Annotated in this window: 12 protein-coding genes and 1 pseudogene; 6 read left to right on the forward strand and 7 right to left on the reverse strand. The window is 69.4% G+C overall.

The annotated features are described in order from the left end of the window. Positions 1–158 precede the first annotated feature (158 nt). Positions 159–797: a DedA family protein gene (locus ACQEXA_RS27050; protein ID WP_432939378.1), complete on the forward strand. Its 639-nt coding sequence runs from the start codon at positions 159–161 to the stop codon at positions 795–797. Between the two features lie 102 nt (positions 798–899). Here ACQEXA_RS27050 and ACQEXA_RS27055 read toward each other — a convergent pair whose 3' ends face one another. Continuing rightward, positions 900–1,295 carry an ArsR/SmtB family transcription factor gene (locus tag ACQEXA_RS27055; protein WP_433131316.1) on the reverse strand — a complete coding sequence of 132 codons (396 nt, stop codon included), beginning with the start codon at positions 1,293–1,295 and terminating at the stop codon, positions 900–902. A gap of 113 nt (positions 1,296–1,408) precedes the next feature. On the opposite strand from ACQEXA_RS27055, the gene ACQEXA_RS27060 reads away from it, so the two are divergent. Continuing rightward, positions 1,409–3,388 carry a heavy metal translocating P-type ATPase gene (locus ACQEXA_RS27060; protein WP_433131318.1) on the forward strand — a complete coding sequence of 660 codons (1,980 nt, stop codon included), beginning with the start codon at positions 1,409–1,411 and terminating at the stop codon, positions 3,386–3,388. 427 nt (positions 3,389–3,815) lie between these two features. Here the strand turns inward: ACQEXA_RS27060 and ACQEXA_RS27065 are convergent, their stop codons facing one another. From ACQEXA_RS27065 to ACQEXA_RS27075, 3 genes and pseudogenes are all read right to left on the reverse strand, one after another. After that, positions 3,816–4,652 (reverse strand): undecaprenyl-diphosphate phosphatase, encoded by an 837-nt coding sequence (locus ACQEXA_RS27065; RefSeq protein WP_432930603.1) that lies wholly within the window; start codon positions 4,650–4,652, stop codon positions 3,816–3,818. A 95-nt stretch (positions 4,653–4,747) separates the two neighbouring features. Then, positions 4,748–5,968 (reverse strand): annotated as a pseudogene (locus ACQEXA_RS27070) (glycosyltransferase family 4 protein). Continuing rightward, positions 5,965–6,618: a DedA family protein gene (locus tag ACQEXA_RS27075; protein ID WP_432930601.1), complete on the reverse strand. Its 654-nt coding sequence runs from the start codon at positions 6,616–6,618 to the stop codon at positions 5,965–5,967. The pseudogene ACQEXA_RS27070 and the gene ACQEXA_RS27075 overlap by 4 nt, the downstream one beginning before the upstream one ends. Positions 6,619–7,129: 511 nt before the next feature. Here ACQEXA_RS27075 and ACQEXA_RS27080 point away from each other — a divergent pair. The 3 genes from ACQEXA_RS27080 to ACQEXA_RS27090 are packed head-to-tail and all read left to right on the forward strand — an operon-like array spanning position 7,130 to position 8,811. After that, the gene (locus ACQEXA_RS27080; RefSeq protein ID WP_433131320.1) at positions 7,130–7,519 is read left to right on the forward strand and encodes a BlaI/MecI/CopY family transcriptional regulator; all 390 of its coding nucleotides are present in this window, start codon (positions 7,130–7,132) and stop codon (positions 7,517–7,519) included. A 14-nt stretch (positions 7,520–7,533) separates the two neighbouring features. Further along, positions 7,534–8,478: a M56 family metallopeptidase gene (locus ACQEXA_RS27085; protein ID WP_433131322.1), complete on the forward strand. Its 945-nt coding sequence runs from the start codon at positions 7,534–7,536 to the stop codon at positions 8,476–8,478. A 51-nt stretch (positions 8,479–8,529) separates the two neighbouring features. Then, entirely contained in the window at positions 8,530–8,811 is a 282-nt protein-coding gene (locus ACQEXA_RS27090) for a calcium-binding protein (RefSeq protein WP_433134628.1), read from the forward strand. Between the two features lie 536 nt (positions 8,812–9,347). Here the strand turns inward: ACQEXA_RS27090 and ACQEXA_RS27095 are convergent. Further along, positions 9,348–9,956 (reverse strand): GNAT family N-acetyltransferase, encoded by a 609-nt coding sequence (locus tag ACQEXA_RS27095; RefSeq protein ID WP_432930595.1) that lies wholly within the window; start codon positions 9,954–9,956, stop codon positions 9,348–9,350. A 513-nt stretch (positions 9,957–10,469) separates the two neighbouring features. Between ACQEXA_RS27095 and ACQEXA_RS27100 the strand changes: the two genes are divergently transcribed. Then, the gene (locus ACQEXA_RS27100) at positions 10,470–10,934 is read left to right on the forward strand and encodes a nuclear transport factor 2 family protein (protein WP_433131324.1); all 465 of its coding nucleotides are present in this window, start codon (positions 10,470–10,472) and stop codon (positions 10,932–10,934) included. A 20-nt stretch (positions 10,935–10,954) separates the two neighbouring features. On the opposite strand, the gene ACQEXA_RS27105 is transcribed toward ACQEXA_RS27100, so the two are convergent. Then, on the reverse strand, positions 10,955–13,474 hold the full coding sequence (locus tag ACQEXA_RS27105) for a SpoIIE family protein phosphatase (RefSeq protein WP_433131326.1): 2,520 nt from the start codon (positions 13,472–13,474) through the stop codon (positions 10,955–10,957). 263 nt (positions 13,475–13,737) lie between these two features. Beyond that, on the reverse strand, positions 13,738–14,685 hold the full coding sequence (locus ACQEXA_RS27110) for an MIP/aquaporin family protein (protein WP_433131329.1): 948 nt from the start codon (positions 14,683–14,685) through the stop codon (positions 13,738–13,740). Positions 14,686–14,917 lie beyond the last annotated feature (232 nt).

The raw sequence follows: 14,917 nt of genomic DNA on the forward strand, positions 1-14,917 counted from the left end.
AGCTAATCCGGTTGCGGAAGCGGCTCCTCGCGCATGCACGAACCTTCGGCCTTGCCCGCGCATGGGCGGTGGGCGACCGGTGTGGTGAGAAGCGGCGGAAGGAATCCGAAACCCATGTCCCTGGGGTTGCTGCGTCCTGGTAGCTGCGCGCGGTGGCCATGGTGAACGCCACCTGGCTGCTGTCCACGTTCGGCGCGTTCGGGGTTCTGGTCTGCATCTTTGCCGAGACCGGGCTGCTGGTGGTCGGCTTTTTCCTGCCAGGCGACACATTGCTGGTGCCGGCCGGGCTGTTGTGCGCCTCCACCGCCCGCAGCGGGCCGCACCTGCCCTTGCTCCCGGTTCTGGCCTGCGCCGCGGCGGGCACCATCGCCGGTGCGCAGGTCGGGTTCTGGACCGGACGGCGAGCCGGCCGCGCCGCTCTCGCCAGGGTCGGCAATCAGCGCCTACGCGCGGGAGCGGATCGCGCTGAGCGGCTGCTGGCTCGCTACGGCTATGCGAAGGCGGCGGTGCTCGGACGGTTCATCCCAGTGGTGCGCACCGTTCTCAATCCAGTGGCCGGGGCGCTCGGCGTGCCGGTGCGAGCCTTCACCCTGTGGCAAGCGATCGGCGGCCTGGCATGGTCGCAGTCGCTCGTACTGGGTGGGTACTGGCTGGGCGACTCCGTACGGCATCCGGACGCCTACCTTGTGCCCGCGGTGGCCACGGTTGTCGTCGCCTCCTTGGTCCCGGTGGCCCTGGAAGTGTTGCGTGGACGCCGCACCGAGCGCGCCGACCGTGACACGCCGGCGGACGTGTGACCCAGCCACAGGCGATCCTTCCGGAGCCGTGCAGCGATCGGAATAGTCGCCCCTCATCGATCCGGATAGAGCCACGGATCAAAGAGCGAGCCCCTGACCCGCTCAGGGGCCGGCAGGGGTGAGGGTCTGAGCAGTGTCTGCCACGGTCTCGTCGGTGATGCCGAGTCGCAGGTGTTCGACGTGGTAGAGGGCCTGGTCGAGTAGTTCGGCAACGTGGTGGTCGTACAACGCGTAGACCACGGAGCGGCCCTTGCGGGTGCCGGTCACCAGGCCCAGATTGCGTAGCAGGCGGAGCTGGTGGGAGCAGGCGGACTGCTCCATGCCGACTTCGGCGGCCAACTCGGTCGCCGGCAGTGGGCCCTCGCGCAACCGGGCCAGGATCAGCAGCCGTGAGGGGGTCGCCAACGCCTGCAGCGTGGTGGCGACCTTCGCCGCGGTGTCGGCATCCAGGCGCGCGTGCGGGACGGAACCTGCGGACGTGGCTGCTCCATGACCCATGGCGCCCATGATACGGCCCATCATCGATGGATGAATGGATGTTCATGTATTCCTGTATGGTGGCCGGGTCAGACCGTATCGAGCTCTCGCGCGCGCTAAGGAACACCGCCCGCATGTCTTCCGCCATGACCCGTCCTGCCCCCGCTGCCGACCCCGTCCGTGACGGGGTGGCGCCCAGGCGCCGCACGCAGGTCTTCGCCCTACCCGAAGCCCGCTGGGCGACAGCCGCGCTGATGCTGTTCCTCATCGCGCTGCCTCTGCACCTGACCAGTGCGCCCGCATGGACCTGGGGGCCCCTGTATGCGCTGACCTACATCACCGGCGGCTGGGAACCCGGCTGGGCCGGACTGCAGGCATTGAGGGACAAGACCCTGGACGTCGACCTGCTGATGGTCGTGGCCGCCATCGGTGCGGCAGCGATCGGGCAGGTGCTGGACGGCGCCCTCCTGATCGTCATCTTCGCCACCTCCGGTGCCCTGGAGGCGATCGCCACCGCCCGCACCGCAGACTCGGTCCGCGGCCTGCTCGACCTCGCCCCGGTCACCGCCACCCGGCTCGCCGACGACGGCACGGAGGAGACCGTCGCGACCGAACGGCTCACCGTCGGCGACACGATCCTGGTCCGGCCAGGCGACCGGATCGGCGCAGACGGCCGCGTCCTGGACGGCGCCAGCGAGGTCGACCAGGCCACCATCACCGGCGAACCGCTACCGGTGCCCAAGCATGCCGGGGACGAGGTGTTCGCCGGGACCCTCAACGGCACCGGCGCGCTGCGAGTCAAGGTCGAACGCGACCCGTCGGATTCCGTCATCGCCCGGATCGTCACCATGGTCGAGGAAGCATCCCAGACCAAGGCGCCGACCCAGTTGTTCATCGAGAAGGTTGAACAGCGCTACAGCCTCGGCATGGTCGTCGCAACGATCGCCCTGTTCGTCATCCCGCTGCTCTTCGGAGCCGCAATGCAGCCCACGCTGCTGCGGGCCATGACGTTCATGATCGTCGCCTCGCCGTGTGCGGTGGTACTCGCCACCATGCCGCCGCTGCTGTCCGCGATCGCCAACGCCGGCCGCCACGGCGTACTGGTGAAGTCGGCCGTAGTGATGGAGCGGCTCGGGCAGGTCGACGCCGTGGCACTGGACAAGACCGGCACCCTCACCGAGGGCACCCCCAAGGTGACCGACCTCCTGCCGCTGGCCGACCCCGGCCTGAGCGAGGAGGAGTTGCTGCGACTCGCGGCCGCGGCCGAGCACCCCAGCGAACACCCGCTGGCCCGCGCCATCGTGGACGCCGCCCGCACCCGCGACCTCACCATCCCGCGGGCCGAAGAGTTCACCTCTGCCCCCGGTACCGGGGTGAGCGCCATCGTTGACGGCAAGACCGTTGCGGTCGGCAGCCCCGCCCGGCTGCTGAACGGGCGCACCGAACTCCCGGCCGCCGCTGTGGCGGCGCAGTTGGAGACCGAGGGCCGCACCGCCGTGCTGGTCAAGGTCGAGAACACATCGGTCGGCCTGCTCGGTGTGTCCGACCGGCTCCGCCCTGACGCTGCCGCCACCGTCAGCGCCCTGACCACGCTCACCGGCGCCGCGCCGGTACTGGTCACCGGGGACAACCTGCGCGCCGCCCACCACCTCGCTGCCGAGGTCGGCATCACGGAGGTGCGCGCCGGCCTGCTGCCACAGGACAAGGTCACCACCGTGAAGGAGCTGGAGAGCTCCGGGCGCAAGGTCCTCGTGGTCGGGGACGGAGTCAACGACGCCCCCGCCCTGGCCGCCGCCCACACCGGCATCGCCATGGGCCACGCCGGTTCCCATCTCGCGCTGGAGACCGCCGACGCCGTGATCGTGCGCGACGAACTCGCCACCATTCCCACCGTGGTCAGCCTGTCCCGGCAGGCACGGCGCCTGGTGGTGCAGAACCTTCTCATCGCCGCGCTGTTCATCACCGGCCTGGTCATCTGGGACCTGGCCGGAACCCTGCCGCTCCCGCTGGGTGTCGCCGGGCACGAGGGATCCACCGTCATCGTGGGCCTCAACGGCCTGCGCCTGCTGGCCGACGCCACCTGGCGCCGCGCACTCACCCAGAGCGGTCAGTGAGCCGACGCGCAGACAACTACGCCCCTGCGGCAGCGTCGGGCATCCAGGAAGGCCCGTTCCAAGAGGCCGGCACAGACAGGATTCGACCCCCTGATGCGACGCAGCCGCGGTGCGGTTCGTGGAGCGATCAATGGACTCGACGCTTGTTGCCGGGACATCCAGCCCGCGTGGCCTGGATGTCCCGGCAGTTGGCAGGGTCAGCCGATTCGGGTGACCTGCAGGGCTCGTGGTCCAGTTGTTCTTGATGGCGCTGCGGGCGGAGGACAGGGTGATGGTGCCCGCGCAAAGCGTGTGGGTGAGTACTGCGCGGAGCACTCCCGCAGTTCAGGCCAGACTGCGCCCCGGTGCCGAACGGCTCCGGGGCCAGCTTGATCACAGGATGAGCCAGCCGTCTGGTGGTTCTGCGTCCGTGGCCGGCTCGGCATCGTCAGGCGTTCAGCACCCCGGTGGCCAGCAGCCCCAGCAGTCCCACCCCGATGACGATCCGATAGATCACGAAAGCGTTGAACGAGTGCCGGGCGACGAACTTCAGCAGCCACGCGATGGAGGCGTAGGCGACCACGAAGGAGACGGCGGTGCCGACGGCAAGCGGCACGGCGCCGACTCCGGCACCGACGGCGTCCTTCAGCTCGTACAGGCCCGCGCCGGTGAGGGCCGGAATGCCGAGGAAGAACGACAGACGTGTGGCCGCCACCCGGTCCAGGTCGAGGACCAGCGCGGTGGACATGGTGGCGCCGGAGCGGGAGAAGCCGGGGAAGAGCAGCGCGAGGATCTGCGAACTGCCCACCAGCATCGCGTCCTTGAATGTGGTGTCGTCCTCCCCGCGCTTGTGCCGGCCCATCTGGTCGGCCGCCCACATCACACCGGAGCCGACGATCAGCGAAGCTGCCACCACCCACAGTGAGCCCAGCGGCCCTTCGACGAGCTTCTTCGCGGCCAGGCCGACGACCACGATCGGGATCGTGGCGTAGATGACCCACCAGGCGAACTTGTAGTCGTGGTGGTACCGCTCCTCACGGTTGCGCAGGCCACGGCTCCAAGCGGACACGATCCGCACGATGTCCTTGAAGAAGTACACCAGCACGGCGGCGATGGCGCCGACCTGGATGACGGCAGTGAAGCCGACCACGGATGTGTCGTCGACCGGTATACCCATCAGCCCTTCGGTGATCTTCAGGTGGCCGGTGGAGGAGACCGGCAGGAATTCCGTGATTCCCTCGACCACTCCGAGGATGACGGCTTGGCCGATGCTTATTGCGCTCATGGGATCCAACTCTGCGGTGGGCGGATGTCGTTTGGCGGACGTGACGGGAGCGCACACGGTGGTGCGGCAGGGTAATGAAGGCGTGGGCGCCTGGTTCAGGGGCGCAGTCTGCGCGGGGCTCGGCCGATTCTGATGCGCCACCGGGCCGTGCCGCGCTGCCAGGCTCGGGCGCGCCGGGTGGCGGCGAGCTCGGCGAAGAGCTCCTCGTAAGCGGTCGCGACGCGGGCAGGATCGAAGCGGCGGGCGGCTGTGCGGGCAGCCTCCCCCATGCGGCGGCGGCCGGGCTCGTCCGCGATGAGGTCGAGCAGGGCGGTGGCCAGCGCCTGGCGGTCGCCCATGGGGACCAGACGTCCGTCGACGCCGTCGTGGATGATCTCGGCAGGACCGAGCGGCAGTCGGTGGCGACCACCGGCACCCCGCAGCGCATCGCTTCGACGATGGTCATCCCGAAGGACTCGGCGTCGGAGGCGGAGGCGACGATCGCCGCGCGAGCGAACTCGGCTTCGATCGGCGAGACGACGCCCATCAGCACCGCCCGGCCGGCCAGGCCCTGTTCGTCGATCAGCTGCTGCAACCGCTCCTGCTCGGTCCCGGACCCGTAGATGCGCAGGGTCCAGTCGGCATGCTTGGCCGCGACGTCGGTGAACGCCTCGATGAGCAGGTCGAACCGCTTGGTGCGGGCCAGGCGCCCGGCCGCGGCGATGACCTTGGACGTGCCGTCGGCGGGCGGGAGGACCGGTTTGGGTACGCCGTTGGGGATGGCCACGACCCTGACGCCCAGCAACCGCGTCCGGGCCCGGGTAGACAGCGGCGTCGGCCTCGGTCGTGGTGACCAGGGCGTCCAAGCGACGGTAGTGGCGGGCGAACTGGGCGCGGAGTTTGGGGCTGTGAGTGTCGTGGGTGAGGTGTTCCTGGGCGATGCGCAGCGCGTGGGTGGGGGCGAAGCGGGCCAGGTAGACGTTGAGGCCCGGCCGGGTGCCGACGACCACGTCCGCGTCGCAGTCGCGCAAGTACTCCTCGGCCCGCCGGTCGGTGAGGCGGCTGTACTGGTGATGGCGCTTCTCGGCTGTGGGGAAAGCCCGGGCGGGATCGTGCAGCAGTGGGTCCGCCAGGTCGGCGGAGTCCTTGCGTACGTCGACCAGGGGCACCAGCGTTACCCGGGGATCTACGGGGAAGCGGGGGCGGGTGCGGTGCCGCCGCAGGGACACGATCGTCACCTCGTGGCGGCGGTCGGCGAACGCGGAGGCGAGATTGAGAGTGGTGCGGTTGGTGCCTCCGATCCCGTAGATGTCGTGGATCAGGAAGGTGATCTTCACAGGGCGGTCCCCCGTGGCGGCTGTTCGGCTGTACGGGCACGGCGGCGACCCCGCAGTACCTCCAAGACGAGCGGCAGCAGGGAGACGGCGACGATCACTCCGACCAGGGGAAGCAGGTAGTGGTCGACGTTCGGGATGGTCGCGCCCAGGCCGTAGCCGCCGAGCACCAGTCCGACCGTCCACACCAGCCCGCCGACGGCCTGCCAGAGCGTGAACGTGCGCGCGGGTATCCGGACGATGCCGGCGAGCGGATTGAGCACCGTGCGCACCACGGGAATGAAGCGGGCGAGCACAATGGCCTTTCGATGGCCATAGCGGGCGAGCAGGTCTTCGGCGCGGGCCACGCCCTCGGCCAAGTGCCGGTTACGAGTGCGGCCCAGCAGCGTGCGACCGGCACGGCGGCCGATCAGGTATCCGGCCTGGGCTCCGAGCAACGCTCCGGCCACGGCGGAGACCAGCACACCGGGAAGGGCGAGTCGCACACTGCCTGTACCGGTGCACAGCAGTCCGGCGGTGAACAGTAGGGAGTCGCCCGGCAGGAAGAAGCCGACCAGCAGCCCGGTCTCGGCGAACAGCACCAGGAAGATGCCCGCGCTGCCGAACGCGGTCAGCAGGGACGTGGCGTCCAATGGGTTGATGGCCTGGGGCACCACAGGTCCTTTCCCGCTCGCGCCGTCCTTCGGGGAGCAGACGCATGACAGACTCGGAACACGAAAGCTTTTACACGGCAATAAAAGTTCTACGCGACTGTAAAAGATAAAACAGGGAACGGCAAACCCCATGGCAGGCGCCACGCGCAGACAGAGTCCGACAAGCCGAGGCCGCCTCCTCGTCGTCGAGCACTGAGGGGAAGGCAGGGCGTCGAAGGCCACCCTCGCCTGGAGCGGGGTTGCTTTTACACTGCTGTAGAAGTTCTACGCGAATGCAGGAGATGAGGTGGATGGGCCGCAAGCCATGCTTGTGAGGGCCCGAGGGCGCCCCGTGACGACAGCGCCGCGCCACCCTGGACACATGCCGCCACTGCGCTTCTCCGCCGCACGGCACCCAAGCGGGGCTGCCGCCAGGTCCGAACACATGGCACACTCGGGACATGATCGGCCTTCTACACGGCCGTAAAAGTTCTGCCTGACTGACGAAGACCGGGAGGGGACAACACATCCCATGGGCGACATCACACGGGACCGGAGGCACAGGCGGGCCAACGGCGTTCGCGAGGCCGAGATCCTCGACCACCTCCAGCAGTCAGACACCGCGTTGACCCCTGGCGAGGTCACCGAACGCCTCGGCGGCGAGCTGACCTACAACAGCGTGGTCACGATCCTCACCCGCATGTACGTCAAGGGCGTACTGACCCGCACGGCGCGCGGGAGGGCCTACGCCTACGCCCCCGTCACCGACGACGCCGGCTTCGCCGCCCAGCGGATGCACACCGTGCTGGAGGAACGCCCCGACCGCGAGGCCGTGCTCGCCCGTTTTGCCGACACCTTGTCCGACACCGATGCTGATCTGCTGCGCCAGGTGCTCGGCACCGAACAGGACCCTGACCGGTAGAGGCACCCGCCCGGATGCACATCGCCGTCTATTTGCCGCTGCTGCTCTCCCTTGTCGCCCCTCTGGGCGCACGGCCCCTTTCCGAGCGCTGCGAACCCCGCCTCGCCACGTGGCTGCTCACCGTCTCGGCGCTCGTGCTGGGAACGGCGAGCACGATCTCCCTCGGCCTGTTGGCGATCACCGGCCTGATCCGCATCCCTCTCCTCGCAGGTCTCGGACACTGGTCGACCCACTCCGCGCAGCGGGATGACCCCGCCCAGCTCTCTGTCGCGCTCGTTGCCGGCCTGCTGCTCGGCGGTGCCCTGCTGACTGCCGTCCGGATGCTCTGGCGGCGCGCACACACGCTGGCGGTCGCCGCGGTGGATGCCGCCTGCATGCCTGCGCGCGATGGCATCGTCGTCCTCGACGACGATGCCCCGGATGCCTACGCCCTCCCCGGACTCCCCGGCCGGGTCGTTGTCTCCACCGGCATGCTGGACACCCTGGACGAAGCCGAGCACGACATCCTGCTCGCCCACGAACGCGCCCACCTGACCGCCCATCACTACGCCTTCGTCGCCCTCGCCCAGTTCGGCGCCGCCGCCAACCCCCTACTGCGCCCGCTTGCCACCGCTGTCACCTACACCATCGAACGCTGGGCCGACGAGAACGCCGCCACCGCCACCGGCGACCGCAAGCGCGTCGCCCGCACCGTCGGCAAGGCCGCCCTCGCCGCCCACCAACTCCCAGCACTTACCCGAGCAACGAGCGCCACCCTCGGCATCCTGGGCCGCCGCGGTCCGCTGGCCAAGGCGGGCCCGGTGCCGCGCCGCGTCGCCGCGCTCCTGGCACCGCCCCTAAGGCGCCACCCAGCCCTCACCATCACGACCGCGGCCGTCCTGGCGGCCGCCACCCTCGCCACCGCCGAAGCCGCCCACGACCTCCATCGGCTCCTGACGACCGTGGGCGCCTGGCGGTGAGGTGACGAGCCCACCCTCGCCGTCCTGCTGATCATCAGGCACGAACATGTCATCTTCGGCGGCACTGGCAACGACAACCTCGACGGCGGCAGCGGCAACGACAGCCTCAACGGCGGCGCCGCAAACGACAGCCTCTCCGGTGGCAAAGGCGACGACAGCCTCAACGGCGGCGACGGCGACGACAACCTCCACGGCGACGACGGCAATGACACCGTCTTCGGCGGCGAAGCCAACGACACCCTCGACGGTGGTCCTGGCAACAACTTCAATGACGGTGGTCCTGGCAACAACACATGCGCCAGCCCCGCCACCGGGCCCGGCTGTCCCGTCTGACGGCCCACGCCACATCATCACTCCGGAGCACGATGGAGTTGTGCCTGTCGATGAGGACGATGACGCGCCAGGACCCAACGCGAGCCGAGCATCGAGAGTCGCTTTCCTCTCGGCGGTGAGGTCCGCCAACAGGCCCTCGCGCATCTCCCGCGTGATGTCGGAGTAGCGCGCCTGTGGACACGCTGTAGCTGACTGCCGCCAGAGTGCTCCGGCGCACGCCCCGCCTCGGGTGAGGCGGGGCGTCGTCGACGTGGTGCCGTCGCCCGGCAGGCCGGATGTGGGCCACACTTGGCAGGTTCCGTCCAGCGGGTCCGCTCGGCGCCGGGCCCGCCACGTCACCGGTCGTACGGCACCCGCAGCCTCACCCGGGTCCCCGCGCCGGGCACGCTGGAGAAGGCGAGATACGCGTCCAGCAGGTCCGCGCGCTCCTGCATGGCCGCCAGGCCCATGCCCTGGGACGCGGCGCCCCCGGCCGCGCGGTCTCGGGCGAGGCCGTCAGTAGAGGGCCTTGTAGCCCTGCCAGCCGGTGCCGATCTTCACCCGCGGGGTGCTGCGGGTACGGTGCCGCGGCAGCGGGAGGTCGGCTCCGCGGCCGTATGCCGCAGCCAGCGAGAGTCGATCTCGCGGCCGTCCGCCAGGGTGTGGCGTGGCGGCCCGTCGTCCGCGACGAAGCCGGCGCCCGCCAGCGCCCGCGCGGACGCGGTGTTCGTCGTCTCGTGTCCTGCCCGCACCGTCTGAAGTCCCAGGTGAGCATGGCCGAGGATCGCAGCGGCCCCGAACAACTCCGCGCCGAACCCCTGGCCACGCGCATGCGGGGCCAGCCACCCGCCGATCTCCCCGGTGCTGACATCCAGCCCTGTGACCCCGGCGTATCTGCCATCGTCCAGGCGCACGCCGATCAGTATCTCTCCCTGGTCGGGGCGGGGTTCGAAGGGATGGGCCAGCAGGCGCTGGGCCACCGGGGACGAACGAAGGGAGTTGGTGTCACCGGGACGTAGCTGGAGCACTGCCTCGCGGACGTGCGCGTCGGTCACGATGCCCTTGTCCCACCCGAGCCATCGCTGGGCCTCAGGGTCCGAGCCGGCGGCCGCGGCGGCGGCAAGGTCCAGCGACGTCTCCGGGGTGTAGAAGAGGAGGCGCGCCATGTACAGGGTGTGCCGCCGTTGCCAGCATGGGCCGGGTAGCGGGAGCTTGGGCGTAGGGCGCTCCCGACGCCGGCGCAGCAATGACCAGACCATGCGCCCCCTGGAAACCCCTCGGCCGACTCGGCCGCGTTCGACGTCGGCCGGGAGTCTAATGCCACCTGTGCGGGCATCCGTCTGGTGTCGACGGCGGCTGGGGAAGCACCGCTCGTTCGATCTTCGCAAGTTGAACGCCGGCGGCGGAAGTTGCTGTACAGAAGCGGACTACAGCGACCTCTGATTCTCGTCGGCCGACCTGATCGGCGGCAAGGAGGGCAAACACAAGCAGGAAGAGCCGCCGGATGGGGCCTGGAATCACGGAGGTTATGTACGCGGATCCGGCGAACCCCGGCCCGGTCGCTGCTCGAACTCGCAAGTGCCGTTCCGCGGCTCCGTACCACCGCGCGGATTCTCCTTCTGCGAATCGGCCACAGGCGAGCTTGACCTCAAGTCCCCTTGAGGTAAGAGGCTCTGATCATGACTACGCAGACGGATCACGCGGAGATCAGCATGCTCGTCGACCGGTTCTTCCGGGTTCTGGACGAACGGAAGTTCGCGGCGGACTGGACCCGCGACTTCCTCACGGACGACGCGCGTATGGAAACACCCTTAGGGACGTCCCAGGGTGCCGAGGCCATCCGCGCCGCAGAGGAGGCGCTCGAGCGCTACGACCGCACTCAGCACATCGCCTCCGGGATCATCACCGATGCAGACGCCGGGGCGGAGCGGGCCACCGCCTCGTGGAATGCCCTGATGACCCACGTCCATCATGACGCCACGCTCCAGGAGCGCGGCGGTGACGCCGACCCTCTGTTCACAGTGGGCGGCCGCTTCGAGGCTGATCTCCGCCGCACCCCCGACGGCTGGCGCTTCAGCCGCGTGGTGGTCCGGCCGATCTGGACGAAGGGACAGCCGCCGTCGGGCGTCGGCGCCCAGTCGTAGCGCGGCGTGGCTGAATCCCATCAGATGGGTCTGGTTTCTGCTGGTTTGCGCCGGCTCTCTCCACTTGGGTCTTCGACGTCGTGGGCGCCGAGGTCTCCGAGAGCGTCGAGGTCCGCGAAGGCGTCGAAGCTGGAGTCGTATGCGGGCCCGGTGGGCTGGAGGGGTTGTTCGGACCAGATGGTCTTGCCGTTCCTGTCGTATCGGGTGCCCCAGCGCTGGGCGAATTGGGCGATCAGGAAGAGGCCGCGGCCGCCCTCGTCGGTCGTCCGGGCGTGCCGCAGGTGAGGTGAGGTGCTGCTGCCGTCGGAGACCTCGCAGATGAGGGTGCGGTCGCGGATCATACGCAGCCGGATGGGTTCCGAGGCGTAGCGGATGGCGTTGGTGACGAGTTCGCTGACCACCAGTTCCGTGGTGAAGGCGAGGTCCTCCAACCCCCAGGCCGCGAGTTGCCGGTCTGCCTCGGTGCGGGCCGGAGCGACGGCGACGGAATCCTTGGGGATGTCCCAGGAGGCGACGTTGTCCTCGCCCAGGGCGTGGGTGCGCGCCAGGAGCAGTGCCGCGTCGTCTCCCGGCCGGTTGGCCCAGAGCTTTCCGACCGCTGCGTCGCAGACGTCCTCCAGCTGGGTCTGTGGCGCGGACAGGGCGTCCAGTAGCTGCTGGACGCCTTGGTCGGCGTCGAGGGAAGGGCTGTGGATGAGGCCGTCGGTGTAGAGGACGAGGATGCTGCCTTCGGGGACCGTCATCTGAGTGGATTCGAACGGCAGACCGCCGAGGCCCAAGGGAGGGCCGCTCGGAAGGTCCATGAGCCGGGCGGCGCCGGAGGGAGCGACGAGTACCGGCGAGGGGTGGCCCGCGCGGGCGAGGGTGCACAGGCGGCTCACCGGGTCGTAGACCGCGTAGAGGCAGGTCGCTCCGGTCACGCCGGATTCGTCGCCGGCCTCCTCGGCGATCCGGCTGACCATGTCGTCCAGGTGGGCCAGTACTTCGTCGGGGGCGAGGTCGATGTCGGCAAGGGTCTGTACGGCCGCGCGGAAGCGTCCCATGGTGGCGGCGGCGTGCATGCCGTGTCCGACGACGTCGCCGACGACCAGGGCGACGCGGGCTCCGGAGAGCGGGATGACGTCGAACCAGTCGCCGCCCACGCCGGCTTCCATGTCGGCCGGCAGGTAGCGGTAGGCGGCGTCGACGGCGCTCTGTTCGGGCAGTTCCCGGGGCAGGAGGCTGCGCTGGAGGGCCAGTGCGGCAGCGTGCTCATGGGTGTAGCGGCGGGCGTTGTCGATGCAGACCGCGGCGTGTCCGACCAGCTCTTCCGCGAGGACCAGGTCGTCGGGCTGGAACGGCCCTTTGGGCTGCCAGCGGCCGATGGTGACCGCTCCGAGAGTGGTGCCGCGTGCGCAGATGGGCACGATCATCAGGGAGTGGGTGCCGAAGTCGAGGTCGCGCAGGTGGGCGCTGCGGGCGGGGTCCTCGGCGGCCAGGTGGCGGTCCATGGGGTCCAGTGCCGGGATCAGTGCGGCGGCGCCGTCGATCAGAGCTCGTGCGATGGGCGATGACGAGGGGTAGCCGCATGGCTGACCCAACGGGACGGGCGGCGAAGCGCCTCTCCGGAGGGAGCGGTGTCCGGCACAGCGGAGGGAGGCCGCGGTGGTGGCGTCGGTGGGGCCGGGTGGGGGCTCTTCGCCGCGGAGCACCGAGTCGAGGAGGTCGACCGTGACGTGGTCGGCGAGTCCAGGGACGGCGACGTCGGCCAGTTCCTGTGCTGTGCGCGGGATGTCCAGCGTGCTGCCCATGCGCTTGCGGGCCTCGTTCAGGAGCGTGAGCTTCTCCCGGGCGCGGTAGTGCTCGGTGGTGGACAGGACGATGTAGCAGGCGCCCAGCGGCTCGCCGTCCTCGCTCTCCAGGCGGAAGCACGAGGTGGAGTAGCTGACCTGGTCCGGATCGGACAGGACGTGGCCGAAGTATTCACAGCCCATCGAGGGGCGGCCGGTCTCCAGAACCTGGCGTATCTCCGCTTCGGTGTGCTCTATGTCCAGGCCTGGCAGGACGTCTCCCAGGCGCCGCCCGAGGAAACGCTCGCGGGGGATGCCGCACAGGTGCTCCATGGCGTCGTTCACCCAGGTGGGCCGCAGCTCGGTGTCGAGCATGATCATGCCTACCGGCGCGGTGTGGGTGATCCCTTCCAGCAGGGACCGGCTGGCGCTCGACCACCAGGTCCGAGTCGCGTCGGAGGCGAGGACAAGGCGTAGTGAGCAGTCGCCGGAGTCCTGGAGGGGCAGGATCTTGATCTCCAGGTCGAGATGATGGCCGTCGCGATGGCGTACGGTCTGCCGGCCCTCCCAGCCCTGTGGTGATCCGAGCCGCGCGGCAAGGTCAGGGGTGTCCGCCTGATGCGCCGCACTTTCCACGGGTCGGATCAGGTCCGACAGGGGTCTGCCCAGCGCCTCCGGGATCGAGTGGCCGAGAAGTTTCGCAGCTCCCTCGCTCCATCCCCGCACCACCCCCGCGCCGTCGGCCACGGCCACGGCGGTCGAGGTGCCCAAAGGGGTGTCCGCTGCTGTGGAACGAGTTCTCAAGGGAGCACCCATGCCCGCCATCCAGTACCGTCGCGTTCCCAGCGCGCAGCCGCCTGCGCCTGTGCGGCTGCCGGACTTGTTCCACTTTACCTGCGGCAGGTGTTTTCGGCCGGGTCCACAACAGGCCACTGACCAGCTTCGATGCCGCATCGACCAGCTCCGAAGCCGCATCGAGCCACTACACCGGACGCGTCCCTGAGCGATTCACCGATCACGCCTGACCCCTCCGGTCACTCCTCGTCCGAGGTCCGCACCGGACCGGCCTGGCCGGGCTCGGGGGGCGCGTTCGACTGCGCCCGGATGTGCAGGACGTCACCGATGAACAGGTCATAGACCAGAACGCCGATCACGCCGCCGACAAGAGGTCCGACGATGGGGATCCAGAAGTAGTCGTGGAAGGAACCGGCCAGCGTGCCGGGCAGCGCAAGTTCCTGCCACCCCGCCAGCCAGGTGAACAGACGCGGCCCGAAGTCGCGGGCCGGGTTGATGGCGTAGCCGGCGTTCGCGCCGTACGACATCCCCACGGCCGCGACGACGAAGCCGATCACCAGTGGCCCGAGGTTGGCCTTCACCGCCGTGTTGCGCAGATCGACCACCGCCACCACGAACATGACCAGGAACGCCGTGCCGACGATCTGATCCACCAGCGGTCCCCAGACGCCGCCGTGGAAGTACTGCGCGGGGAAAGTTCCGAAGATCGAGAAGGTGGCGAGGGTGTGACCGTTCGTCTTCGGTCCCGTCATGGCACGGTCGAAGGTGTTGATCGCGTCGTGGTACACGGCATACACCAGCGCAGCCCCGGCGAACGCACCCACCAGCTGCGACAACATGTACGACGGGACCTTGGGCCAGGGGAATCGGCGACGCACCGCGAAAGCGAGCGTGACCGCCGGATTCAGGTGTGCGCCGCTGACCCCGCCGGCCACGTAGATGCCGAAGGCCACGGCCAGGGCCCAGCCCCAGGTGATGAGGAGCCAGTCACCTGCGGCGACGAAGATGGTGGTGGGTCCCGCGGTCCGGCCCGATCCCGGCAGTGCCGCAACCGCCGTGGCCACCGAGCCGCACCCGAAGGAGACGAGCACGAACGTCCCCAGGAATTCTGCGAGGCATTCACCGAAGAGGCCACCTCGGCTCCTGAGACGGGAGGGTCTTACCAAGGGCGGATTTTCCACAGCCATGAAAGGCCCCCTAAGGGACTAATCCGGCCAGTGGCGGCCCCTCCCCTCGCCGAGCACTCCGCGATCCGGCCGCCTCGCTCCCTGTGGCGGGGCAAGCCGATGCCACTCGTCCGGGCCTGACTATTCGAATGGAACGACCTCCGCATTCCGAGCCAGGTGCCGGATCTGGGACGTGCGCTCCCATCCGTGGCCGCGGTCGAGGCATACACACGAGTATGGCTCACGGCATGCA

The organism is Streptomyces sp. CA-106110 (assembly GCF_050936285.1).
Taxonomy (GTDB): Bacteria; Actinomycetota; Actinomycetes; order Streptomycetales; family Streptomycetaceae; genus Streptomyces.

Excerpts from the sequence above, each read along its gene's own strand:
- ACQEXA_RS27050 (WP_432939378.1), top strand. The coding sequence starts at position 159 with ATGGTGAACGCCACCTGGCTGCTGTCCACGTTCGGCGCGTTCGGGGTT.
- ACQEXA_RS27055 (WP_433131316.1), bottom strand. The coding sequence starts at position 1,295 with ATGGGTCATGGAGCAGCCACGTCCGCAGGTTCCGTCCCGCACGCGCGC.
- ACQEXA_RS27060 (WP_433131318.1), top strand. The coding sequence starts at position 1,409 with ATGTCTTCCGCCATGACCCGTCCTGCCCCCGCTGCCGACCCCGTCCGT.
- ACQEXA_RS27065 (WP_432930603.1), bottom strand. The coding sequence starts at position 4,652 with ATGAGCGCAATAAGCATCGGCCAAGCCGTCATCCTCGGAGTGGTCGAG.
- ACQEXA_RS27080 (WP_433131320.1), top strand. The coding sequence starts at position 7,130 with ATGGGCGACATCACACGGGACCGGAGGCACAGGCGGGCCAACGGCGTT.
- ACQEXA_RS27085 (WP_433131322.1), top strand. The coding sequence starts at position 7,534 with ATGCACATCGCCGTCTATTTGCCGCTGCTGCTCTCCCTTGTCGCCCCT.
- ACQEXA_RS27095 (WP_432930595.1), bottom strand. The coding sequence starts at position 9,956 with ATGGCGCGCCTCCTCTTCTACACCCCGGAGACGTCGCTGGACCTTGCC.
- ACQEXA_RS27100 (WP_433131324.1), top strand. The coding sequence starts at position 10,470 with ATGACTACGCAGACGGATCACGCGGAGATCAGCATGCTCGTCGACCGG.
- ACQEXA_RS27110 (WP_433131329.1), bottom strand. The coding sequence starts at position 14,685 with ATGGCTGTGGAAAATCCGCCCTTGGTAAGACCCTCCCGTCTCAGGAGC.